Consider the following 23,116-nt stretch of genomic DNA (forward strand, 5'->3'; position numbering starts at 1 on the left):
TTCAGATTACCTTGGCTTCGCTCTTCAGTTTGTCGACCAGCGTCTTCACGTCCGGCACGGTAATGCCCGCGCTGCGCTTCGCAGGCTCGGTGACCCTCAATGTCTTCAGACGCGGTGCAACGTCCACATTCAGATCCGCAGGCGTCACCGTGCTCAATGGCTTCTTCTTCGCCTTCATGATGCTCGGCAGCGTCACATAACGCGGCTCGTTCAGACGCAGGTCCGTGGTGATCACGGCGGGGAGTGTCAAGGAAAGCGTTTCCGCGCCACCATCGATTTCACGCGAGACCGTGACGCGTCCGTCTGCGATCACGACTTTCGACGCGAACGTCGCCTGGGGCAGGCCCGCCAAGGCAGCGAGCATCTGCCCCGTCTGATTCGAGTCGTCGTCGATAGCCTGCTTGCCGAGAATGACGAGTTCAGGCTTTTCCTGATCGACCAGCGCTTTCAAAATCTTCGCGACGGCGAGCGGCTGAAGCTCTTCCGCCGTCTCCACCAGCACCGCGCGATCCGCACCGATCGCCAGCGCCGTGCGCAAGGTCTCCTGGGCTTGCGCGACGCCACACGAAACCGCGATCACTTCCGCAGCAACGCCCGCTTCCTTCAGACGCACTGCTTCCTCGACGGCAATTTCATCGAACGGGTTCATCGACAACTTTACATTGGCGATGTCGACACCGGAGTGGTCCGACTTCACGCGGACCTTCACGTTGTAGTCGACCACGCGCTTGACTGGGACAAGTATCTTCAATGGCGTCTCCTTGCAGATCGTGAACGGGGCTTTATCGAGGCTCCATTTGAACGTCCGCCCGACGGACGCGCAAATACCAGTTTGTTTTGCCCGTCATAGACTCGCCCTATGACGCGGGCAGGCCGGTTTCTTGCAACGCGTCACGACAAGAGCCCACACATCGAGAGGACACGAAGATGAGCGCAGGAAGCCGACTCGCGGGCGCACCGCAGCCGATGCATGTCTGGAAATCCGCCTCGGGCATTCCGCTCGCCGCCGACACATGGGGCGACCCGGAAAGCCCGCTCGTGGTGCTGCTGCACGGCGGCGGGCAGACGCGCCACGCGTGGGGCGAAACCGGTGCACGGCTGGGTGACGCGGGGTACTTTGCCGTCGCCTACGATGCCCGCGGGCATGGCGATTCCGGCTGGAGCGAGGACGGCGATTACAGTCTCGACGCGCTTGCGCAGGACCTCCGCAGCGTGATCGAGCAGGTACGCGGCCCGGAGACCAGCGCGCCGCCGGTGCTGATCGGTGCATCGATGGGCGGCGCGACGAGTCTCGTCGCCATCGGCGAAGGCCATGTCCCGGCGAGCGCGCTCATTCTCGTCGATATCGTGCCGTACACGGAGCCCACCGGCGTCGATCGCATTCGCAGCTTCATGCGCCAGCGTCCGGACGGCTTCGATTCGCTCGAAGCCGTCGCCGACGCCATCAGCGAATATCGTCCGACGCAAACCCGCCGGCCCAATCTCGATGGCCTCGCGAAGAACGTGCGGCTCGGCGACGACGGACGCTATCGCTGGCACTGGGACCCGCGCTTCATTCAGCGGCCGCTCGATATCGAAGGACGGCACGCCCGCCTGTCGGCCTGTGCGCGCGCCGTGTCCGTGCCGGCCCTGCTCGTGCGCGGCGGCAGTTCCGATGTCGTCAGCGAGAAAGGCGTGCGGGAGTTTCTCGCGCTGTGCCCGCGCGCGGATTACGTCAACGTCGCGGAGGCCGGGCATATGGTGGCGGGCGATCGCAACGACCGCTTCGGCCATGTCGCGATCGACTTTCTTCTGCGGAACGTGCCGGTCGAAGATCGGCACGCCTGAGGCCGGCGAGCCCGGGCTGTCGAAGTACGGAAATATGCCCGCCCCGTCCTTGACGATGGAACGTGCGGACTCGCATCGTGAGCGAACGCATCGTTAATCCCCATCGAAGGACGACTCATGAGAAGAGCAGCCATCGTCTCACCCCTGCGAACGCCGGTTGGCGCATTCGGCGGCAGTCTGCGCGGCGTGCCGGTCGAAGACCTCACGCGGCCCGTGATCCAGGCAGTGCTGGAACGCACGCGCATCGATCCGGCGCGCATCGACGATGTCGTGTTCGCCCAGTCGTACGCGAACGGCGAGACACCCTGCATCGGCCGATGGGCTGCGTTGAACGCGGGCCTGCCCGTCAGCGTGCCCGGCATGCAGCTCGACCGGCGCTGCGGCGGCGGCTTGCAGGCCATCGTCACTGCGGCAATGATGGTGCAGAGCGGCGCGGCCGATGTCGTGCTCGCGGGCGGCGTGGAGAGCATGAGCAACATCGAGTACTACACGACCGACATGCGCTGGGGCAAACGCTCGGGCTCGGTGCGCTTTCACGACCGGCTCGAACGCGGGCGCGAGCGCTCGCAGCCGGAAGATCGCTTCGGCCATATCTCCGGCATGGTCGAAACCGCCGAGAATCTCGCGCGCGAATACGGCATCACCCGCGCCGAAGCCGACGCGTTCGCCGCACTCAGCCATCAGCGCGCGGCGGCGGCATGGAACGCGGGCAAGTTCGATGACGAAGTGGTGCCCATCACGGTGCCGCAGAAAAAGGGCGAACCGTCGATGTTCACGCGCGACGAAGGCATTCGTCCCGACACCACCGCCGAATCGCTCGCCCGTCTCAAGCCGGTCATGAAGGACGGCATCACCACGGCGGGTAACGCGAGTCAGCAGAACGACGCATCGGCTGCGTGCCTGATCGTCGCGGAGGACAAGCTCGATGAGCTCGAACTCTCGCCGCATGGCTATCTCGTCGGCTGGGCAGCGGCGGGATGCGAGCCGGCGCTGATGGGCATCGGCCCTGTTCCCGCCGTCGAGAGACTGTTTGCGCGCACGGGCTTCTCGTTCGATCGCATCGATCTGGTTGAACTGAACGAAGCCTTCGCCGCGCAGGCGCTTGCCGTGCTGAAGGGCTGGCGATGGGACGATCGGGAGCGCCTGAACGTGAACGGCTCGGGCATTTCGCTCGGTCATCCGATCGGCGCGACCGGGGTACGCATGATGACCACGCTGCTGCACGAACTGCGGCGGCGCGGCGGGCGTTACGGTCTGGAGACCATGTGCATCGGCGGTGGCCAGGGCATGGCCGCCCTCTTCGAAGCGGCGTAGGTCGAAGGCGAAGCGCGCCGTTCAGATGGGCGGCGTGTCGGGCTCGGTCGAAAAATGATGCTGGCGAATGCGCCACGCGGCATCGTGCGATGCGATCACGAGCGTCGTACGCAGCCGCGATCGCGAAGTTCTGTTGCCGGCGAGCGTGAAGGTGAACTCGCCGTAGCCTTGCGCGAGGAAACAGTCATGCGCGAGCCGGATGACGCGCTGCTCGACCAACGCGAGCGTCGCCGATTCGATCACCCCGCAATACGACGAGAAATACGCGAGGATCGCGCGCGCTCCGGCAGACTGGCCCTTGCGCCCGCCGAAGAACAGCGCGTCCGGCGCATAGAGCGCGGTCAGCGCGTGCGGATCCCAGTTGCGGGCCGCTTCGTTCCAGGCGCGTTCAACCCTGCGAAGCGTATCCAGGCATTCGTTCATGATCAATTCTCGTCGTGACATGGGAGATGCGGGCGGAAACAGGGGCCACGCGCCGTCACTATGCCTGAAACATCGTGCCTTCCCCCGCTACGGGCGCGCTTCCCGCAGCATGTTGCGTGCGATGACCAGTTGTTGCACCTGCGTCGTGCCTTCGAAAATGCGGAACAGGCGAACATCACGATAGAACCGTTCGACGCCGTACTCGCTCATGTAGCCCGCGCCGCCGTGGATCTGCACTGCGCGATCCGCGACGCGCCCGCACATTTCGGAGGCGAACAGCTTCGCGCACGAGGCTTCCGTGCTGACCTTCAGGCCATCGTCGCGACGGCGCGCGGCATCGACCACCATGCAGCGCGCCGCATACAGTTCGGCGCGGCTGTCCGCCAGCATGGCCTGAACCAGCTGAAACTCGCCGATGGCCTGACCGAACTGCTTGCGCTCGATCGCATACTGCACCGTGTCGTCCAGCATGCGCTGCGCGACCGCCACGCAGATCGCCGCGATGTGAATGCGCCCCTTGTCGAGCACTTTCATCGCGGTCTTGAAGCCTTTGCCCTCCACGCCGCCGATCAGATTCGCGGCCGGCACACGGCAGTTGTCGAAGATGACGTCGCAGGTATGGGCGCCGCGCTGGCCCATCTTCTTGTCGCGCTTGCCGAAACTCAGGCCTGGCGATCCGGCCTCGACGATGAACGCCGAGATGCCGCCCGAACTCTTGTCCTCCGGATCGGTGCGCGCCATCAGCGTGAAGATGCCGGCCTGCGGCGCGTTCGTGATGTAGCGCTTGGTGCCGTTCACGATGTAGTCGTCGCCGTCGCGGATCGCTGTCGTGCGCAGCGACGCCGCATCCGATCCGGCCTCCGGTTCCGTCAGCGCGAACGAAGCGATGATCTCGCCCGTCGCAAGACGCGGCAGATAACGCTCTTTCTGTTCCTCGGTGCCGTCGAGCAAGATGCCCTGCGAGCCGATACCGACCGTCGTGCCGATCAGCGAGCGGAACGCGGGCGATGCACGCCCGAGCTCGAACATCGCGAGCACCTCTTCTTCCATCGTGAGTTGCAGGCCGCCGTAGGCTTCGGGAATCGTGAGTCCGAAGAGACCCATTGCCTTCATGTCGTCGACGACGTCCTGCGGAATCTCGTCGGTGTCGGCAACTTGCGCTTCGTTGGGAATCAGTCGTTCACGCACGAAGCGCGCGATGTTGTCGCGTAACACGTTCATCGTTTCGATGTCGCGGATCATGGTCTGCGGGCTCTCCGAATGCAGGGATGATGCAGTCCATGCTGCGATCCGTTCATGCAGGCGTCAACGGCCTGCCCTGCGCCGTTCCGTACTCTGGATCCGTCACAAGCAGGTACGCCATGCTTCGGTCATGCAGCTGCCTTTCGATGTACGGAAGGGCAAGAGATAGCGCATTGACATGCGCTTGCGCCGCGCATCATCGTCATGACGAACGTCCATGGATTCAACGGAGACAGACATGACGAAGCGCACTATGGAAGACAAGGTCGTGATCGTATCGGGGGCGGGCGGCGGCATTGGCCGCGATATCGCATTGCTGATGGCCCGTTATGGCGCGCGCGTGGTGGTCAACGATATCGGCGCATCGCTCGAAGGCACCGGGCGCGACAGCTCGCCCGGCGAGCGCGTCGTCGAAGAGATCCGCGCAGCGGGCGGCGAGGCCGTCTCGAACATCGACAGCGTGGCGGACAGCGGCGCGGGCGCGCGCATCGTCGAACAGGCGCTCGATGCGTTCGGCCGCATCGATTGTGTCGTGAACAATGCGGGGATCCTGCGCGACCGCTTCTTTCACAAGATGTCGGATGACGAATGGGATGCGGTGCTCAAGGTGCATCTGTACGGCAGCTTCAATCTGAGCCGCGCCGCCGCGAACCGCTTCAAGGAACAGGAAAGCGGCGCATTCGTGCATATGACTTCGACCTCCGGCCTGATCGGCAATCTCGCGCAGGCCAACTACAACGCGGCGAAGATGGGCATCGCGGGGTTATCGAAGTCCATCGCGCTCGATCTCGGCAAGTTCAACGTGCGCTCGAACTGCATTGCGCCGTTCGCATGGAGCCGCATGGTCAGCTCGATTCCGACCGACACGCCCGAACAGGCCGCGCGCGTCGAGAAGATCAAGCAGATGACGCCCGCGAAGATCGCGCCGCTCGCGGTCTATCTCGCGAGCGACGCCGCGCGCGACGTGAACGGCCAGATCTTCACCGTGCGCAACAACGAGATCTTCCTGATGAGCCAGCCGCGTCCCGTGCGCTCCGTGCATCGCAGCGATGGCTGGACGCCCGAAGCCATCGCCGAGCACGGCATGCCGGCGCTGAAGGCATCCTTCGTGCCGATGGATCGCTCCGGCGACGTGTTCAGCTGGGACCCGATGTAACGCGACGGAGACACCCTTGGCAATCGACTATCACACGCTCAGGAACTGGGCGTTCGACGACGTGCGGCAAACCTACACCGAGCGTGACTGCGCGATCTACGCGCTGAGCGTCGCGTTCGGCAGCGAGCCGCTGGATACGCGTGCGCTGAAGTTCACCTACGGCCCCGAACTCGTCGCCGCGCCGACCATGGCCGCCGTGCTCGGCTTTCCCGGCCTGTGGATGCGCAATCCGGAGACCGGCATCGACTACGCGAAGGTCGTGCATGGCGAGCAGCGCGTGACGCTGTTGCGGCCGCTGCCCGCCGCAGCCACGATCATCGGCCGTACGCGCGTGCAGTCCGTCGTCGATAAAGGCGAAGGCAAGGGTGCACAAGTGCTGACGTCGCGCGACGTCATCGATGCCGCAAACGGTGAAGTGCTGGCGCGCGTCGAGCAACTGAACTTCTGTCGCGGCGATGGCGGCTTTTCCGCGCGTGGCCAAGCCGGCGATGCGCCCCTGCCCGCGCTCTCTCCGATGCCGGACACCCAGGCCGACCTCGTCTGCGATCTGCCGGTGCGTCCGGAGGGTGCCTTGCTGTACCGGCTCAACGGCGACCTGAATCCCCTGCATGCCGACCCGGTGAGCGCACGCGCCGCGGGCTTCGATCGTCCCGTGCTGCACGGGCTGGCGACGTACGGAATAGCCGGCCATGCGATTCTGCGCGCCGTTTGCGCTTACGATGCCACGCGTCTGAAGATGCTGTTCGCGCGCTTCTCCGCGCCCGCTTATCCCGGCGAAACGATACGCGTCGAGATATGGCACAGGCACGGGGCCATGCTGCGCTTTCGGGCGAGATCGCTGGAGCGCGATGTCATCGTATTGAACAATGGCGAGGCTCGAATCGAATGAGAAGAGAGAGCGTGCCGCGCCTGTGCGGCACGCGCCTTCGCTTCATGCACCGCTTGCGGGCGAGACCGGCGTGTCGAGCGGATATTGAGGCGCACGCTTTTCGCGAAACGACGCGACACCCTCGCGCACTTCCGCGCCGCCGAAACCCAGCATCTCCAGCGCGAGCGATGCATCGAACGTGGGACCGGCCTGGCGCAGCCAGTTGTTGAGCGCGTACTTCGTGAGCCGCACGGCGGAAGGCGCACCGTTGACGAGGCGCGTGGCAACGTCCAGCGCCGTGTCCTGAAGCTCGGCGTCGTCCACGGCGAGCGAGACGAGCCCGATCTGCTCGGCCTTCTCCCCGCTCACCGGCTCGCACAGCATGAGGTGGTATTTCGCCTTCGCCATGCCGCACAGCAGCGGCCAGATGATGGCCGCATGATCGCCGGCGGCTACGCCCAGCCGCGTGTGCCCGTCGACGAGCTTCGCCGTTCGGGCCGCCACCGAGATGTCCGCGAGCAGCGCGGCCACCAGTCCCGCGCCGACTGCCGAGCCGTGAATGGCCGAGACAATCGGCTTCGAGCAGTTGATGATGTTGTAGACCAGGTCCTTCGCTTCACGCCAGACGCGCATGCGGGCATCGAACGAGTCGATCATTTCCTCGACCATGTCGAAGTCGCCGCCCGCGGAAAACGCGCGGCCCGCGCCGCACAGGATCACGGCGCCGACTTCGGGATCTTCGTCCACATCGCGCCAGACGCGCGCGAGTTCGTCGTGACCGCGGGCATCGAGTGCGTTGAGACGCTCCGGCCGATTCAGCGTGATGCGCAAGACCCCGCGCGCGGGACGATCGAACGCGAGCGTGGAATACGACGCGTATGACTTCGATTGCTCTGGCATGGATTCCCTCTTCCTCTTCGCAGATGAGTTGAATCCATCGTGATGATCGCATCGCGCGGCGTCAATGCAGCGGGACGTCTCGTTCCGTGCGTTGGAAGCGTGCGTGCCGCGCGTCAGGGCTCGCAGTCGACATCGGCGAGCAGTTGCGTCAGCCGTTGTCCGGCGGCGTGCAACTCGGGAATCGCGCGCTTGCGGATCGCCGCCATGTCCGGTTCGAGTTCGACCGCGCCGCAGTTGAGCGACATCAGCGTGCGCGTGCGGCCCACCGTCAGCGGCAAGGCAATGCCATACGCGTTGCGCTGGAATTCGCCTACCGCCATGCAGACGCCGGTGGTGCGCAGATCGTCGAATGCGGTCTCGAGGTTCTTGCGCACCACGTCCGCATTCTTTCCCGGCGTCGCGAGGATCGCCGCGATACGCTCGCGTCGCTCCGTCTCGGGCAGCGCATACAGATGCGCCCGACCGACCGAGGTGGTTTCCATCGGCAGCAAGGTGCCGACGCCCAGCCGCAGGGTCGCGATCTTCGCGCTCGTTCTGCACGCGATATACAGCATGTCCAGATGATCCGGCACAGCCAGCGCCACGCACAATTCGAGTTTGTCGGCGAGCTTCTGAAGGAAGGGATTGACGAGGCCCGCAACGGGATTCGCCTCGAGATAAGCATGCCCGATGCTCAGCGCGCCCGCGCTCAGTTCGAACTGCCGTCCGCCGCTCACGCGCCTCAGGAAGCCTACGCGGATCAGCGTGGCGGTGATGCGCGACACGGTCGCTTTCGGAAAGCCCGTGCGGCGCACGAGTTCCGCGTTCGACAGCGGCGCGCGCTCGGCGCGAAACGCGCGCAGGACTTCGAGCCCGCGTTCGACCGTAAGCGTAATGGGCGCGGCAAGCGTGGATTCGGCAACGGTGTTCATGCTCGCCTCATTCATCGAAAGGGACCTGCTCCTGCACGTGCTGCGCAATCGCGGCCAGGCGCGGACCCAGTTCGCGCTCGATGCGGGCGCGCCCGAGCTTCGCGCTCGGCCCGATGCATGCCAGCACGAGCGGCGTCTGGTCGCGGATCAGCAGCGGCGCGGCGACGATCGCGAGATCCGGTTCCCATTCGCCGAGCGAGGTGCAGTAGCCCGCATTGTGAGTCTGCGAAATGCCCTCGCTGATGCGCCGCCGCAAATGCGGCCAGTCGCGGCCGGCACGACGTTCGACATTGCCCAGCAAATAGAAGCGTTCGAGTTCCGGCAGCGCGGCGAGCAGCGCCCAGCCCATTGGCGATGATGCGATGCGCAAGCGCGCGCCCGCATGCAGATCGAGATCGAGCGTGGCGGGTTTGCTCGCGCAGGTTTCGAGCACGATCACATCGAGACGGTCGCGCGCGGCGAGCACGACATAGGTGCCGCTCGCATCGGCGAAAGCCTGCATGCTCCGGCGCGCGAGCCGCTGCACGCTGGACTGCGCGATGGCGGCATAACCGAGCGAGAGCACCGATGCCGCCAGCCGGTATTTGCGCTGCGCCGGCGCGTAATGCAGGAAGCCGAGCGCGACCAGCGAGCGCAGCATGCGCGACACGGTCGGCGCGGGAATGCCGGTCTCGAAGACGATTTCCTGATTGCCGAGCCACGGCTCCTGTGGCGTGAAGGCGCCGAGTATCGCGAGACTGCGCGCGAGCGGCACGACCATGGCCGGGCTTGCGCCATCGCGTCCCGCATGCGTGCTGTCCAGCAGTGCCGCATTCCAGGCCGGGCGGTTGATCTCCGGTCGTGGCGTGGCGATCCGGCTCGGCTGCGTCGACATGATTGGCTCCAGGGAGGTTCGGCCCGATGCGTTCGATTACAGGATTTCCCGCGCAGCACGTCAATCGCCCTGCGAATGTGTTCCGTGCTTTGAAAGGCCCATTCTTGACCGGAATATCCCGTGCAGCCAGTGTGATCGACCCTTAGCGGGTGGGTGCGGGTGCCTATAGGGGTTTTCACTGTACGGACCGTTCCGCCGCGTGAACGTCCTGAAGACACGTATCAGCAAAGGCGATGCGGCCCGCTCACATTGAGCGGTCGATCTCGCGCAGCGTCACGCCCTTCCACGTTTCGCGTTCGACCAGCTCGGCGATGAGACCCAGCAAGGTCCGGCGAACGGCGACGGTGGCCGCATGCATCGGCATGCTGTTGGGCCAGCAAACGCTCACGGGCCGGCGGATCACGGGCTCGACGATCTTGCGCATGCGCGGCATGCGGGCCGGATCGAGCTGCGCGACGGCCGAGGCCGGCAGTATCGTGCACGCGCGGCCCGAATGCGCGATCAGCAGCAAGGACGGCAAGGAATCGATATCGGCCACGACGTTCAGATCGATCTTCTCGCTCGCGAAGACACGTTCGATCAGCATACGCAGGCCGTTGGACACGCCCGGCGCGACGAGCTTCACGCCGCCGAGTTTCGCGAGCGCACATGTGCCGGAACGCGCGCCGATATCGCCGCCCGGTTCGCCGAGCAGATACAGCGTTTCGTCGAACACGGGCACGCTGCCGATGCCGGGCGTATCCGATTCGCGGAACAGAATGGCCAGATCGAGGCGGCCGTTCGCCAGCAGTTCGTTCAGATATCCGCTCATGCTTTCGAAGAACTGCAGGCGGATCGCGGGAAACATGTCCTGCACGCGCTCGAACAACGGCACGGCGAGCACGGACGCCATCGTCGTCGGCAAGCCGATGGCCACGGTGCCCGACGCCGCGACGCCGCCTTGCGTGACTTCCTGCCGCAACTGCTCCATCTGCCGCAGCACGACGCGCGCATGACGGTACAGCGCCTCCCCTTCGGCGGTCGGCGTCACGCCATGATTGCTGCGCAACAGGAGCGCCACGCCGAGTTCTTCTTCGAGCCGCGCGACTTGCTGACTGAGCGAGGGTTGCGCGACGAACAGCTTTTCCGCAGCCTTGCCTAGACTTCCGTAATCGACGATGTGAACGAAATAGCGAAGCTGACGGACGTCCATGCAGTGTCTTGAAGCATCGTGAAGAGGTGCGTGCATTCTTGCATGGATCGCTCGAGGAAGGCGCTTTTCAACGGGGTTTCAAAGGACGGAACGCATGTGCTTGCTGCATGGACATCGGACCGGGAGAGCACTTAACGTGTCGCTGGCATGCCCACCCGGGCAACATCAAGCCAACTTCGCACGACGACCTCATGCACGACCCAGCGACCCTCGATCTCACCGCCGTGATCCGTGCCGGCGATACCGTCATGTGGGGGCAATCGCACGCCGAGCCGATCACGTTGATGCGCGCGCTCGTCGCGCAGCGGCATCGCATCGGACGGACCCGGCTCTTCCTGGGCATCGGTCTCGCGGATGTGCTCGCGCCCGAACACGCCGATGCCTTCGATTTCCTCGCCTACTGCGGCAGCGGCGCGAATCGCACGCTTGCGCGCGCGGGACTGCTCGACATTCTCCCGGCGCATTACTCGCAACTGCCCGGGCTCATGAGCAGCGGATCGTTACGTATCGACGTCGTGATGCTGCAGGTGTCGCCGCCCGATTCATCAGGACGCTACAGTCTGGGCCTCGCGCGCGAGTATCTGGTCGGAGCGCTGAAGCGCGCTCGCGTGATCATCGGCGAGGTGCATCGTGATGTACCGTGGACGCATGGCGGACCTTATCTGCGCCGGGCGGATTTCGACTTGCTCGTGGAGTCCGACGCCGTCTTCGCCAACCCGCCCGCCTCCATGCCGGGGACGGTCGAGACAGCCATCGGCGGGCATGTGGCGAGTCTCATTGAAGATGGCGCGACCTTGCAGACCGGCATCGGCGCGATTCCCGATGCAGTGCTCGCGCAACTCGCGGACCGGCGCGATCTCGGCGTGCACACGGGCAGCATCGGCGACGGCATCGCGGCCCTGTGCGAAGCGGGGGTCGTCACGAATGCGCGGAAGACGATCAATACGGGCATCACGATCGGCGGCGTCATCATCGGTTCGGAACGGGTGCGCCGCTTCGCGCATCGCAATCCGGCGGTTGAGCTGCGCGGCACGGAGTACACGCACGATGCCAGCGTGCTCGCGCAGATCCATCGCTTCGCCGCCATCAACTCCGCCGTCGAAGTGGACCTGACCGGACAGATCAACGCCGAAGTCGCGGCGGGCACGTATGTCGGCGCGGTCGGTGGGGTCGGTGATTTTCTGCGTGCGGCGCAGGCCAGCCGCAACGGAGTGCCGATCGTCGCGATGCCCTCGACGGCGGGCCGGCACAGCCGTATCGTCGCGCAACTCTCCGGTCCCACGACGATCGCGCGCAGCGACGCCTGCGTGATCGTCACCGAATACGGCATCGCGGATCTGCGCGGGCTGTCGATCTCGCAACGCATCCCGCGCATGATGGCGATCGCGCATCCGGATCACCGCGAGCAACTGGAACGGCAGGCGCGGAACGAGGGTTAGCCGGAAACATGTTTCCTTGCTTCCTTGTATAGTAGGCCATCGATTGTCACGCCTAGCCGACAGGCCATCTACCCGAAGTCGATTGACCGGACGATAAGGGAAACGATGAAATACAAGGACTATTACGCCCTCATGGGCGTTCCGCGAAACGCGACGGAAGCGGAGATCAAGACCGCTTATCGAAAGCTCGCGCGCAAGTTCCATCCGGACCTGAGCAAGGAGGCTGACGCCGAGACGCGTTTCAAGGAGATCGGCGAGGCGTATCAGGTTCTCAAGGATCCCGAGCAACGAGCGGCGTTCGACGCACTCGGCACCGGCTTCAAGGACGGCGAGGAAATCCGCCCTCGCCCGGAGGCGAACGGCGCATATGGCAGCGATGGCGACGGCGACGCCCAGGCTGCCGAAGACTTCTTCAGCGATCTGTTCGGGAGGCATGCGCGCCAGTCGGCACGCTCCTACACGCCCGAGTGGCCGGGCGAAGATCTTCATGCCAAGGTCACCGTCAGCCTCGAAGACATCTACAACGGCGCGCAACGGACCTTGTCCCTGCAGACGCCCGTGATCGACGATCAAGGACGCGTCACGTATCAGACGCGCACGCTCGACGTAGCCATACCGAAAGGCATTCTCGACGGGCAGCGTCTGCGGCTCGCGAGTCAGGGCGGCCTTGGCATGGGCAACGCGCCGCGCGGCGACCTGTATCTGGAGATCTCCGTCGAGACGCCCAGGCGATATCGTATCGACGGACGAGACGTGACCTCCGATCTTCCGCTGGCGCCCTGGGAAGCCGCGCTCGGTGCGGAAGTCGTCGTGCCCACGCCCTCGGGCGACGTGACCGTGACGGTTCCCGCGGGATCGTCGGCTGGCAGGCGTCTCAGGCTCAAGGGTCGAGGCATTCCCGGCAATCCTCCCGGCGATTTCTACGTGATGCTGGGCATCGTCCTGCCTCCCGCGGATACCGACGCCAGGAAGGCCGCCTACGCCGAGATGCGTAAGGCGCTCGATTTCGACCCGCGCGCCCATTTCTACAGGTGACCCTCATGAATGGAAACGATCCTTCTCATCTGCACGGTGAGATCGTCGAGGAACGCATCGAGTTCACGATGGTCGAGCTGTGCCGCATCACGGGTGCATCGCACGAAGATTTCGCCCAATGGGTCGAAGAAGGCGCGTTCGAGCCGCAGGGTGCGCGCGTGGAGGAATGGCGGTTCAGCGGCACGTGCCTGCGCCGCGCCATCACCGCGCAACGCCTGAAGAGCGATCTGGAGCTGAACGCGCCGGGCGTCGCACTCGCGCTGGATCTGCTCGATCAGATCGAGGCATTGCGCAAGCAGCTTGCGCGTTACGGCAACCACGGCCAGGCCCGCGACGCCGCTTGAACATGCCGTGAGCGGCGGCTGATGGCCTACTCGTTCTCCGATCGTCCCTAGCTCAGATGCAGCTTCGCCCCAACGTCGGGAAGCCGCGCCCGGATCTCGGCGAACACGCCCTTCTCGAGCACCCGCCGACTGGTCTGGTAGAGAAATTCGGCCGTGTCTTCGTATTCGCCCGCACGCGAAACCTGAAAGATCGTGCGCACCAGCGGCGGATCGGCAACCGGGATGGCCGCGATGTCCTGCAAATGCGCCCGCCCCTGCAACAACGCGAGGGCCGGACAGATCGACCATCCCAGATCGGCCGCGACCATCGCCAGGAGCACGTCCGCCGCGTCGATCTCGAGATGGCGATCGGCGCTCACGCCACGGCGCCGCAGATACCGCTCCGTCACCGCGCCATAGTGCGAGCGCTTGCTGAAGCGGACGAACGGCAACTCGCGCGCCAGCGTCTGAAGATCGGCTGAACGGTATTGCTCGCGCCGCGCCGCATGCACGACGAGCAGCGACGGCTCCACGAACAACGGCCGCCGCACGAGGTTATCCATATCGTCCATGGGATCGGAGGTGACGATCAGATCGAGTTGCCGTTGCAGCAGCGCAAGCGAGAGACTGTCGGCGAACCCGGCACGCAGGACGACCTGATTGCCCTGTGCAATCGTGTGCTTGACCACCGCCGGGCCCACGGTGGCCGCGTACGAATCGATCATGCCGATGCGGATCTCCGGCCGGCCGGTCAGGTCCGCTTCACGGACCACCGCAAGCAGCCGCTCCATCTCTTCGACGACCGTCTGCGCGTGCCGCCGCAGCGCGATGCCGGCAGGCGTGAGCAGCACCGGACGGCGGCTGCGGTCGAGCACCTTCGTGCCAAGAATCTCTTCGATCTGCCCGACCGCCTGCGAAACGGCGGACTGCGTGACGCCGAGCGCGCTTGCCGCCGCGGAGATGCTTCCGCTCGACGCGACGGCGTCGAAGACGCGCAAGGCACGGATATCGAGTCGCGATGAATCGCTCACGGGTTATCTCCGGAATTCGGAAGAACGTGGCCGGTTTCTCATCGTTCGACGGGCATGACGCGAATCGTGTCGAGCACCAGTTCGAGCAGCGGCGCCACGGTCTCGCCACTGTCCGCGAGGTTATCGACCCGCGACTCCAGCGCGCGTGCGTGTTGAGTGTCACAGGCCGTTTCGGCAAAGCGCCGGAACTTGTCGCGCAACGCCGCGGCGCCGAACGGCAGATCAGGATCGCCGAGCGCCTGCGTCGGACCTGAATCGAACCGCCGCCCGTCGTTCAGCTCGACCGTCACGCTCGCGTAACGCTGCTGCGGGAACTGCGCATTGAATCCAGGATGCTCTTCCGCGCGAATCAGGCGGCTGACGCGCAGCACCTCGGGATCTTCGAGTCCTGCGCCCTGAAGCGCGTCAAGGGTAACGGCGCCGTGTTTCAGCGCGACCGCCACCGGAAACGGCAAGCTGTATTGCGACACTTCGGTGGTCCTGGGCTCGGGATGATCGAGACGGATCGCGTTGTGGAACGTCTGGATGCGCACGGCGCGTATCTCGCCGATTGTGAAGCTGTGATCCTGCCTGAGCCGCTGCGCCGCGTCGATGGCCGGGTGCGCCCAGCGGCACACCGGCTGCGGCTTGAAGTATTGCTCCATGATGCGCCAGCGCTCGCCGAGATCGTTCCAGTATGCGCGCGACGCTTCCTGCTCGACCGTAATGGCGGGCGCGCCGGTGAAGCCCTGCTGCGCCAGGAAGCCCGCGCTCAGACCCGCCATGCAGCCCCAGCCCGATCCGTCGCGCACCATGGTCGGATGATCGACGCAGCGCATCATCTGGCTGCGCGGACCATGATATTCCGCGATGCCGAGCGCTTCGCGCGTCTGGTTCGCATCGAGCCCGAGCCGCCGCGCCGCCAGCGCCGCCGCCGCCAGCGCGTTCCAGGCGCCCGACGTGTGGTAGTCGCACGCGCTCGCATGCAGCGCGATGCCGGCCCGTGTGCCGACCTCGTAGCCCAGCGCGAGACAGGTCAGGAATTCGCGGCCGCTCATGTCGCGTTGCAGATCGGCCAGCGCGAGCAGCGCCGCTATCACGGTCACGCCGACATGGCCCTTGGTCTCCGCGTGCCCGTCGTGGCCGTCGCAGCTGTCGATCGTCATCGCCCCGGCCAGACCCGCGCCGATGGGACTCGCGTGGCGTCCGTCGAACAGCAGACGCGACCGCAGTCTGCCCGCTGCGAAGAACTCAACGGCATGATCGCTGGCGATCCGCGAGAAGTCCGTGCGCCGACCCATCATCGCGACGCCGAACAGATCGAGCAGGCATAGCTTGCCCTGCTCCACGACGTGGTCGGGCAGATCATCGAAAGTCAGTTCGTGAATGAAGCCAGTCGTGGATGCTTTCATGGAATGTGCGGCGCCAGCCATGTGATCAGAGCAGTCCGGATTGCTGGAGGAAGGCGCGAGCCACGTCTTGCAGCGATTTCTTCTCGAGATCGACGCTGGCATTGAGGCGAATCATGGTGGGCGTGTCGAGCCGGGCGGCCAGTGCGTTCAACGTGGGCGCGAGCGTCGGGTTGGCATCGAGCGTTGCCTTGCGCACCACCGGCGCGAGTGTGTTCGGCTGGATGAACCCCTTGTCGTCCTTCAACACCACAAAATTGAACGCGGGAATGCGGCCGTCTGTCGTGAACACGAGCGCGACGTTGACTTGCCGGTCCTTCAGCGCCTGATACGTGAGGCCCGAATCCATCCGCATGATCTCGCTGGGACCGAAGCTGAAGTCATAGGTCTTTTCGAGCGGACGCAGTCCATCCGCGCGGCCGTAGAACTCCGAGTTGCAGGCGAAGATCATCGACTGGCCACCGCGCACTACCTTGGCGAGATCGCTGATCGACGCGATACCCAGTTTCTTCGCCTCGTCCTGATTCATCGCGAACGCATAGACGTTGTCGACCTTCGATGGAGCGAGCCAGACGAGACCCTTCGGCGCGTCGAGTTCGCTGACCTTGCGGTACATGTCCTGCGCGCTCAGCTTGTCGGTGAATTTGTCGTAGTTGTTCAGCGCAGTGCCGACGTATTCCCAGTACACATCGATTTGCCCATTCTCCTGAGCCTGACGCAGCACCATGCTTCCCATGCCGACTTTCTTGTCGACGGAAAAGCCCCTTGCTTCGAGCAATTGCGCGGTGAGTTCCGCCATCAATTGCTGCTCGGTGAAATTCTTCCCACCAATCACGACCGTTTTCGACCAGGCGGAGACCGGTGGAGAGAGCGTCGCCAGAACGAACAGCAGTGCACACAACTTCCTGAGAAATGAATTCTTCATGGCTTTTCTCGCTGTCATCAAAAGGCGGGATATGGCTGCCTTGGCGAAGGAGCTCATCGCAACGACACCCTTGTCATCTGAATCGACAAAAGAATCTGTGCGGTACATAGTGAGCTGATACTAATGTCATGAGCCGGAAAAGTGAAATTAACGCGGCAGCTTAAGCAAATCTAATACTGATTTGAAAGGCCGTTAATCTGGTTATCGGACGAAGGGTGACCTCGGCCGGCATCGTGGAGGCCGTGGCGAGTCTCGTCACGAAATCGATGCTCTCAGCCGAAGTGCGCGGCGACAGTGTGCAGTGTCGTCCGCTCGACACCACGCGCGATTATGCGAGGCGAAAGCTGGAAGAAGCCGGTGAGTCCGACATGATGGCGCAGCGTTCTGCGCAGCATGCCAGGAGGTTTGCGTGCTGCGAGCGGACAAATAGCGGGCGCGGCTACTGAGGCGCGGGCCCTTCGCGCAACGCCCAATATTTGTTGCCGATGAATCCCACGATGACATACACCGGAATGCCGCTCAACTGTGCAAAGTAGGGCGCATGCGTGATGTGCAGGACGAGCAGGACCACGCCGAGATTCGCGAGATACGAAACGAGCACCACGACGAGGAAGCGGAGTGCCGCGTGACGCGTGGCGGCAGTCTGGAACGTGAACTTGCTGTTGAGCGCGAAACTGATCGCGACACCCACTCCGTAACCGATCATGTTCGCGATCACCGGCCGTGCGCCCGCTGCCTGCACGCCCAGGATGATGGCGCCTGCGAGCACGGTGTTCACGCCTCCAACCAGCAGATACTTCAGGAACTGCAAGCGGACATTGCGACTGGAAGTTGCATTCGCAATCATTGATGAGAAGTCAGAGTGGTGAGCGTGGGGATGCCTGCAACACGGAATCAGGCACCGGTTGCGTACACGGCATATTGCGCACCAAGCGGCACGTGAGTCAGATATTTTTCCAGCGGACGCAACGCGGCGAGTGCGTGCGGGAAAAAGATACGGTAGCGCACCTGAACATCGGTAAAACCGGCATCACGGCATGCGCGCTGCATCCTGGACGCGGTGATGAGCCTGGCATTGACATCGAATTCACAGGTATTGACCGCGCGTACGGTCAGCGGATTATAAGGGTTGTGCTCGAATATCACGAGCGTGCCGCGCGCACCGACCACGCGATGCAATTCACGCAGCAGACTCACATGCTCGGCATGATCGATGTGATGAAACACACACATCGCATAGGCGAGGTCGAATTCGCCGGGCTCGAACGGAAGCGTGCGCCCGTCGAAATGCACGAAGCGTGCGTCATCCGCGAAACGGCTCTTCGCAAGCTCCAGAGACCGCTCCGATACGTCCGCACACGTCAGCTGCGCGGCAGGCAGATACTGGCGCACCCACGGCACCGACGTGCCCACGCCCGCGCCGAAGTCCAGCATGCGCGCGGGCACCGCGTTGCGGCGTTCCATTTCCTCGGCGATATCGCGAATCTTGTACTCGGCAAAGAACGCCGGACCTTCTCCGGATGCTGAAATATTTTTTGTATGCAACGCGAGATATTCGTCTGCAAAGCTATCGAATTCGGCCTTGTCCATACGCGTGCTCTCTCCCTTTCATTCATTCGTCTGCCCTATCCGGACTACCCGTTACTGTAGCGCAATGCGCAGTTCGACGATGTCGTGATGATTCATCAGATGTACTTGGCTTACAACTTCTTTCATATGCATAAGACACGGATCGAGTCATGAAATTCTTGTGTTTGATTTCGCACTGCGCTTAGTATGTACGTGACATTCATGTACCGCATTTGTCTGCATCGCGCGTGCCGCTTCGACATCAAAGGCTGCATTGCCGCGTCCGTCCCTTGCCATCACGGGAAATCCATTCGCGTTGCACGTCGCCCAACGCCTTGGGCATCAGGGGTTCCGCCTATGACGACGTTGAATCTCATCGTACCCTGCTACAACGAAGAAGAAGTCATCACGGAAACGTGCTCGCGTCTGCTTGCGCTTCTGGAGCGTCTCATTGCCGCGTCCCTAGTCAGTGACGAGAGCAGGATCACCTTTGTAGACGATGGTTCGCGCGACCGGACCTGGTCGATCATCGAGACCCTGCACGCATCCAATGCGCGTTGCCGGGGCATCAAGCTGTCGCGCAATCGCGGGCATCAGAACGCATTGCTCGCGGGCCTGCTGGTTGCGGAAGGCGATGTGCTCGTGAGCCTCGATGCCGATCTCCAGGACGATATCGAAGCCATTCCGCGCATGCTCGAAGAGCATCGAAAGGGCGCGGAGATCGTCTTCGGCGTGCGGCACAAGCGGAAGAGCGATACGTTCTTCAAGCGCTTCACCGCGCGGAACTACTACAAGGTGTTGAAGGCGCTCGGCGTCGATATCCTGCCCGGTCATGCCGACTTCCGCCTGATGAGCCGCAAGACGCTGGATGCCCTCAAGGAGTTTCAGGAAGTCAACCTCTTCCTGCGCGGCATCATTCCGCTGCTGGGATTCAGGACGGCAATCGTGGAATACGAGCGCGCCGCGCGCTTCGCGGGCACGAGCAAATATCCGCTCGCGAAAATGCTGGCCTTTGCGTTTGACGGCATCACGTCGTTCTCCGCCGTGCCCTTGCAGTGGAGCACGCGGATCGGCGCGCTCCTCGCGCTTGGCTCGCTGTGCTTCGGCGCATGGGCCGTGTATGCGCGTCTCTTCACCAATCTGGCCGTGCCCGGCTGGGCGTCCACCGTGGTGCCGATGTATTTCCTCGGCGGCATCCAGTTGTTGTTCCTCGGCGTCATCGGCGGGTATATCTCGAAGACCTATGCGGAGACGAAGCATCGTCCGCGCTTCATCATCGAACGAACCTTATGAATATGCTTGGGTCGTCCGCGAGTGCGTCGGTATCGCGCAGCGGTTCATTGCTCGAGTGGATGCCGCGAGCGCTGTTCATCGTGACGCTGCTCGGCGGAGCCTTGCTGTTCTGGATCGCGCCACGGCCGCCGCTCGTCGATCTGCCGCAACACGCCGCGCAGGTGATGCTGCTGCGCGACCTGATCGATCATGCGTCGGCGTGGCAGAGCCTCGTGCGCATCAATCTCTTCACGCCCTATCTGATCGGCTATGGTCTGGCGCTGCCGCTCACTTACGTGATGTCGATCTCGTCAGCGCTCAAGCTCGTCCTGATGATCGCGTATGTCGGCTTCGTCATGTCGTGCGTTGGCTTTCGCAGGCATCTGCACGGCGACCCGCGGCTCGATGTGCTCTTCATTCCCGGTTTCTTCGGCTTTGCCTTTGCATGGGGCTTCTATACGTTTCTGGTAGCGGCGCCGGTGGGCATGCTGTTCATGTGGCTCGCCCATCGATCCGCCACGCAGCCTTCGTTCAGCCGCGGCGTGGGCGTGTTCGTCGCGGGCGTGGCGCTGTTCTTCTGTCACGGTCTCGTCTTTCTGTTCGCTTGCGGGATCGGTGCGGGCTTTGCGCTCGTCAAGCCGCGCCAGATCCGGGGCAAACTGCTGGCGCTCGCGGCATTCGTGCCGCTCGGCCTGCTGTGCATCGTCTATACGCTCTGGAGTCACGCCAGCGATCCGGTTCTCGGCCACACCATCGACAATGTCGCGAAGGTCGACTGGGGCTGGTCGGACACCGGCGGCAAACGTCTGCTGCTGTTTCCGATGATGGTGTGGGGCCTCACGAAATGGAGCGCGGTTTATTTGCCGCTCTTCGTGCTGATGGGCATCGCGCCGTGGCTCTGGCGGGACCGTATCAATCCCGATCGCGCGGTGCTGGTGCCGATGATCGTCATGGGGTTCATCTGGCTGGCCGTGCCGAACCTCGCGCTCGGCACGGCGTATCTCTATCAGCGCTTCGCGCTCTTTCTGCTGCCCGTCTATGCGCTGATGTTCGTCGCGCCGAAACCGGTTGCCGGCGTGAAGCGCGACAGGCGCGGCTTCGTCATGCAAGTCGTCATCATTGCGGGCTGCTGGATCTTCCTCGCGAATCAGGCGGTCCGGCTGCATCGTTTCGCGGTGGAAATCGCGCCGCTGGAGCAACTGCTGTCCCGAACGGAGCCGAATCAGCGCGCGCTCAATCTGGTGATGGACGGAGCCAGCGATGCCTACTGGAGTCCGTTCGCGTATCAGCATCAGGCGCTGTGGTATCAGGCGGAAAAGCACGGCTTCGTCGATCCGAACTTCGCCCAGTTCCTTCCGCAGATCGTGCGTTTCAGGCCGGCGCAATTGCCTGTGCATGCGTCACAACTGGATCGCTTTCCAGGCTCGTTCGACTGGAAGCAGGACAACGGCCGCTTGTATCGCTATATCTTCGTCCGGTCGGCAGAGCCCTTGCCCGCCGATTACTTCGCCAATGGCGAGTGCGATGTGGCCTTGCTTGCGCGTGAGGGAAAGTGGGCGCTGTATGAGCGGCATGCATGCCGGTGAATGCGCGACTCGATGACTGCGAGAAGAAACATCAGACCGGCCGCCGTTCCATACTTCCCGAGCGCACTAGGCGATTATTTTTTTCCGCATGGCGCGCGATTTTTGTTCTTGATAACCTGCGCCATCGTCAATAGCTCTTCAGGCATATGACACGAATCCTTCTGCGCACGGTTTGAGGCCGTCGCAGTCGAATGTAACGTCGAGGATGCAATGCTTGCACTAGAGGGCGGCCCGCGGTTCTTTGCCGAGGGGCGCCTCATCACTTTCACGCTGCGGTCGCGCGGCAAGGCCATTACGTGCGCGGTCACGCGCGACGCACTGGAGCGACACTTCCTGCAGCGCCGGACTTCGGACGAGCGAACCTTGCTGTCGGTGTTCGAGCGCGGACTCAAACGGATTCTGGAAGCCGCCGACAAGAAGAGCCGCGTCTTGCGCGGCTCGCGGATCCTGTTGACGGCGCATGACCTCGGCGAGGCTTAGCTCGCTGTTCATCTTCACATCACCGGAATCGCAAAAGTCGCTTGTCCAAAGAAGGCGGGCGGCTTGTTCGGGGCGCTTTGCGCATCGGTGAATTCAAACTCCGATGCCATGAACACCATGCCGGCATGCTTGCGCATTTTCGTGAACGAGAAGCGCATGACGACGTTCCGGCCATCCAGCGTGCGCCTGAACTGTGTCTTCACGGACGTGATGAACGTGCGCGTCAGCACGTTCTCCTTGAAGCTCTGAAGATCCGCCGTGCCGATAGCCTCGCGAAAAGCATGAGGGGCATCATCGGTCACGAAGTCGGCAATCGTGAGAAACGCGATCTGATTGAGACAGAGTAGCGATTCCACCGCGTTGAAGTGACCGGTCTGTGAGCCATAGAACGTCTCGGGAACGCAGACTTCGGCAAACGCGACCAATTCATGATCAACCGAAATATCCCGGAAAGCCCTGTCGATATAAACGCATTCCGCCTTGTAAGGCTCGAGAATGGCGTCTCTCAGGAATGCCGGAATGGGTCGAAAGTTATCGGATTGAAAGAGCGGGGATTCGAGTGGTTTCAGTGGCGCGAGCATGATTCTTTCCTCGGGTCGGATTACGTAGATTCAGTCTACGTAGCGACAATTAGCGAGGAATGATCCCCTCGCCTGCTTGCCTGCTTGCGCGCCGGACGTCAATGCAGCTTCAGGCTTTCGATCAACCCGGACGCGCCGATCCACAACAGCTGAACGCCGATGCAGAACAGGACAAACGCGAAGAGTCTCATCGCGATCTGGGTGCCCACTTTTCCCAGCAACTTTTCCAGCCGCCCGCAATATCGCACGCACAGGAAAATGCTCAGGCACAGCAGCACCAGTGCGACGCCGACGCCGGCCAGGTGTACTGGCTGCAGACCTGCGTGCGGCGATCCGGTGCCCAGTGCGATGGCCACCGCGATGGATCCGGGCCCGACGGTAATGGGCAAGGTCAGCGGATAGAACGCCTTGGTGCGCAGCGATGCCGCGCGGTCGGCCGCCGGCGCGACCTCCTCCGCCGTGCTGTCCTCAGTGGGCGCCTGCAACAGGCCCCAGCCTGCCATGGCAATGACGACGCCGCCCGCAACACGCAACACGTTCTCCGAGATGCCGAAGAACGAAAGCACATACGCGCCGACCGACAAGGAGGCGAGCAGGATCACGAAACCGTTGATGGCAATCCGGCGCGCAAGCTCCGCGAGATCCCGGTCGCTGGCGCCCCGCACCATGCTCAATACGATCAATGCAACAGCAGGCGGATTGATGATCGGAAAGAGCGTCGTGACGATCAGCAATACCGACTTGGAAAATTCGTTCAACATCGACATGATGGCGGGTCCG

At 63.4% G+C, this 23,116-nt stretch carries 25 protein-coding genes; 11 read left to right on the forward strand and 14 right to left on the reverse strand.

What is annotated here, in order from left to right; genetic code table 11:
* Window position 1 precedes the first annotated feature (1 nt).
* Complete coding sequence (locus tag QCE69_RS10505; RefSeq protein WP_309930595.1) at window positions 2-751, reverse strand: electron transfer flavoprotein subunit beta/FixA family protein; 750 nt, start codon at window positions 749-751, stop codon at window positions 2-4.
* 176 nt (window positions 752-927) lie between these two features.
* Here QCE69_RS10505 and QCE69_RS10510 point away from each other — a divergent pair, with 176 nt between their 5' ends.
* Both QCE69_RS10510 and QCE69_RS10515 read left to right on the forward strand, forming a co-directional pair.
* Complete coding sequence (locus QCE69_RS10510; RefSeq protein ID WP_309930596.1) at window positions 928-1,827, forward strand: alpha/beta hydrolase; 900 nt, start codon at window positions 928-930, stop codon at window positions 1,825-1,827.
* A gap of 117 nt (window positions 1,828-1,944) precedes the next feature.
* Window positions 1,945-3,141: an acetyl-CoA C-acetyltransferase gene (locus tag QCE69_RS10515; protein ID WP_309930598.1), complete on the forward strand. Its 1,197-nt coding sequence runs from the start codon at window positions 1,945-1,947 to the stop codon at window positions 3,139-3,141.
* Window positions 3,142-3,162: 21 nt separating this feature from the next.
* Here QCE69_RS10515 and QCE69_RS10520 read toward each other — a convergent pair whose 3' ends face one another.
* Both QCE69_RS10520 and QCE69_RS10525 read right to left on the reverse strand, forming a co-directional pair.
* Window positions 3,163-3,564, reverse strand: coding sequence for an SgcJ/EcaC family oxidoreductase (locus QCE69_RS10520; RefSeq protein ID WP_309930600.1), 402 nt, complete (start codon window positions 3,562-3,564; stop codon window positions 3,163-3,165).
* A gap of 87 nt (window positions 3,565-3,651) precedes the next feature.
* Complete coding sequence (locus QCE69_RS10525; protein WP_309930601.1) at window positions 3,652-4,806, reverse strand: acyl-CoA dehydrogenase family protein; 1,155 nt, start codon at window positions 4,804-4,806, stop codon at window positions 3,652-3,654.
* Between the two features lie 238 nt (window positions 4,807-5,044).
* Here QCE69_RS10525 and QCE69_RS10530 point away from each other — a divergent pair, with 238 nt between their 5' ends.
* Entirely contained in the window at window positions 5,045-5,962 is a 918-nt protein-coding gene (locus QCE69_RS10530) for an SDR family oxidoreductase (RefSeq protein ID WP_309930602.1), read from the forward strand.
* A 16-nt stretch (window positions 5,963-5,978) separates the two neighbouring features.
* Window positions 5,979-6,851, forward strand: coding sequence for a MaoC/PaaZ C-terminal domain-containing protein (locus QCE69_RS10535; protein WP_309930604.1), 873 nt, complete (start codon window positions 5,979-5,981; stop codon window positions 6,849-6,851).
* Window positions 6,852-6,893: 42 nt separating this feature from the next.
* Here the strand turns inward: QCE69_RS10535 and QCE69_RS10540 are convergent, their stop codons facing one another.
* From QCE69_RS10540 to QCE69_RS10555, 4 genes are all read right to left on the reverse strand, one after another.
* On the reverse strand, window positions 6,894-7,730 hold the full coding sequence (locus QCE69_RS10540; RefSeq protein ID WP_309930606.1) for an enoyl-CoA hydratase/isomerase family protein: 837 nt from the start codon (window positions 7,728-7,730) through the stop codon (window positions 6,894-6,896).
* Between the two features lie 113 nt (window positions 7,731-7,843).
* Complete coding sequence (locus QCE69_RS10545) at window positions 7,844-8,641, reverse strand: IclR family transcriptional regulator (protein WP_309930608.1); 798 nt, start codon at window positions 8,639-8,641, stop codon at window positions 7,844-7,846.
* Between the two features lie 7 nt (window positions 8,642-8,648).
* Complete coding sequence (locus QCE69_RS10550; RefSeq protein WP_309917748.1) at window positions 8,649-9,515, reverse strand: helix-turn-helix domain-containing protein; 867 nt, start codon at window positions 9,513-9,515, stop codon at window positions 8,649-8,651.
* Window positions 9,516-9,759: 244 nt separating this feature from the next.
* Window positions 9,760-10,707, reverse strand: coding sequence for a LysR substrate-binding domain-containing protein (locus tag QCE69_RS10555; RefSeq protein ID WP_309930609.1), 948 nt, complete (start codon window positions 10,705-10,707; stop codon window positions 9,760-9,762).
* 191 nt (window positions 10,708-10,898) lie between these two features.
* On the opposite strand from QCE69_RS10555, the gene QCE69_RS10560 reads away from it, so the two are divergent.
* The 3 genes from QCE69_RS10560 to QCE69_RS10570 all read left to right on the forward strand — a co-directional run bounded on the left by QCE69_RS10560 (window position 10,899) and on the right by QCE69_RS10570 (window position 13,525).
* Complete coding sequence (locus QCE69_RS10560) at window positions 10,899-12,146, forward strand: acetyl-CoA hydrolase/transferase C-terminal domain-containing protein (RefSeq protein ID WP_309930611.1); 1,248 nt, start codon at window positions 10,899-10,901, stop codon at window positions 12,144-12,146.
* A 105-nt stretch (window positions 12,147-12,251) separates the two neighbouring features.
* On the forward strand, window positions 12,252-13,181 hold the full coding sequence (locus tag QCE69_RS10565) for a DnaJ C-terminal domain-containing protein (protein ID WP_309930612.1): 930 nt from the start codon (window positions 12,252-12,254) through the stop codon (window positions 13,179-13,181).
* A gap of 5 nt (window positions 13,182-13,186) precedes the next feature.
* The gene (locus tag QCE69_RS10570; RefSeq protein ID WP_309917761.1) at window positions 13,187-13,525 is read left to right on the forward strand and encodes a chaperone modulator CbpM; all 339 of its coding nucleotides are present in this window, start codon (window positions 13,187-13,189) and stop codon (window positions 13,523-13,525) included.
* Between the two features lie 47 nt (window positions 13,526-13,572).
* Here QCE69_RS10570 and QCE69_RS10575 read toward each other — a convergent pair whose 3' ends face one another.
* Genes QCE69_RS10575 through QCE69_RS10585 form a run of 3 tightly spaced genes read right to left on the reverse strand, consistent with a single transcriptional unit; the run spans window position 13,573 to window position 16,848 of the window.
* A complete protein-coding gene (locus QCE69_RS10575) occupies window positions 13,573-14,535 on the reverse strand; it encodes a LysR family transcriptional regulator (protein ID WP_309917763.1) in 963 nt (320 codons plus the stop codon).
* Window positions 14,536-14,573: 38 nt separating this feature from the next.
* Window positions 14,574-15,926 carry an MmgE/PrpD family protein gene (locus QCE69_RS10580; RefSeq protein ID WP_309930614.1) on the reverse strand — a complete coding sequence of 451 codons (1,353 nt, stop codon included), beginning with the start codon at window positions 15,924-15,926 and terminating at the stop codon, window positions 14,574-14,576.
* A 25-nt stretch (window positions 15,927-15,951) separates the two neighbouring features.
* Entirely contained in the window at window positions 15,952-16,848 is an 897-nt protein-coding gene (locus tag QCE69_RS10585; protein ID WP_309930615.1) for a glycine betaine ABC transporter substrate-binding protein, read from the reverse strand.
* A 215-nt stretch (window positions 16,849-17,063) separates the two neighbouring features.
* On the opposite strand from QCE69_RS10585, the gene QCE69_RS10590 reads away from it, so the two are divergent.
* The gene (locus QCE69_RS10590; protein WP_309930616.1) at window positions 17,064-17,294 is read left to right on the forward strand and encodes a hypothetical protein; all 231 of its coding nucleotides are present in this window, start codon (window positions 17,064-17,066) and stop codon (window positions 17,292-17,294) included.
* Here the strand turns inward: QCE69_RS10590 and QCE69_RS10595 are convergent.
* A complete protein-coding gene (locus QCE69_RS10595; protein WP_309917771.1) occupies window positions 17,288-17,659 on the reverse strand; it encodes a GtrA family protein in 372 nt (123 codons plus the stop codon). The two genes, QCE69_RS10590 and QCE69_RS10595, sit on opposite strands and share 7 nt — an antisense overlap.
* 83 nt (window positions 17,660-17,742) lie before the next feature.
* The gene (locus tag QCE69_RS10600; protein ID WP_309917775.1) at window positions 17,743-18,438 is read right to left on the reverse strand and encodes a class I SAM-dependent methyltransferase; all 696 of its coding nucleotides are present in this window, start codon (window positions 18,436-18,438) and stop codon (window positions 17,743-17,745) included.
* A gap of 336 nt (window positions 18,439-18,774) precedes the next feature.
* Here QCE69_RS10600 and QCE69_RS10605 point away from each other — a divergent pair, with 336 nt between their 5' ends.
* The 3 genes from QCE69_RS10605 to QCE69_RS10615 all read left to right on the forward strand — a co-directional run bounded on the left by QCE69_RS10605 (window position 18,775) and on the right by QCE69_RS10615 (window position 21,755).
* Window positions 18,775-19,710: a glycosyltransferase family 2 protein gene (locus tag QCE69_RS10605; RefSeq protein ID WP_309930617.1), complete on the forward strand. Its 936-nt coding sequence runs from the start codon at window positions 18,775-18,777 to the stop codon at window positions 19,708-19,710.
* On the forward strand, window positions 19,707-21,275 hold the full coding sequence (locus QCE69_RS10610; RefSeq protein WP_309930618.1) for a hypothetical protein: 1,569 nt from the start codon (window positions 19,707-19,709) through the stop codon (window positions 21,273-21,275). The genes QCE69_RS10605 and QCE69_RS10610 overlap by 4 nt, the downstream gene beginning before the upstream one ends.
* A 210-nt stretch (window positions 21,276-21,485) precedes the next feature.
* Window positions 21,486-21,755 carry a DUF1488 family protein gene (locus QCE69_RS10615; RefSeq protein ID WP_309812929.1) on the forward strand — a complete coding sequence of 90 codons (270 nt, stop codon included), beginning with the start codon at window positions 21,486-21,488 and terminating at the stop codon, window positions 21,753-21,755.
* Between the two features lie 14 nt (window positions 21,756-21,769).
* Here QCE69_RS10615 and QCE69_RS10620 read toward each other — a convergent pair whose 3' ends face one another.
* Window positions 21,770-22,336, reverse strand: a complete 567-nt coding sequence (locus QCE69_RS10620; protein ID WP_309930620.1) for an FcoT family thioesterase — start codon at window positions 22,334-22,336, stop codon at window positions 21,770-21,772.
* Window positions 22,337-22,434: 98 nt separating this feature from the next.
* Window positions 22,435-23,103 (reverse strand): MarC family protein, encoded by a 669-nt coding sequence (locus tag QCE69_RS10625; protein WP_309812925.1) that lies wholly within the window; start codon window positions 23,101-23,103, stop codon window positions 22,435-22,437.
* Window positions 23,104-23,116: the final 13 nt, after the last annotated feature.

Origin of the sequence: Caballeronia sp. LZ032, from assembly GCF_031451315.1 — a bacterium.
Classification (GTDB): domain Bacteria; phylum Pseudomonadota; class Gammaproteobacteria; order Burkholderiales; family Burkholderiaceae; genus Caballeronia.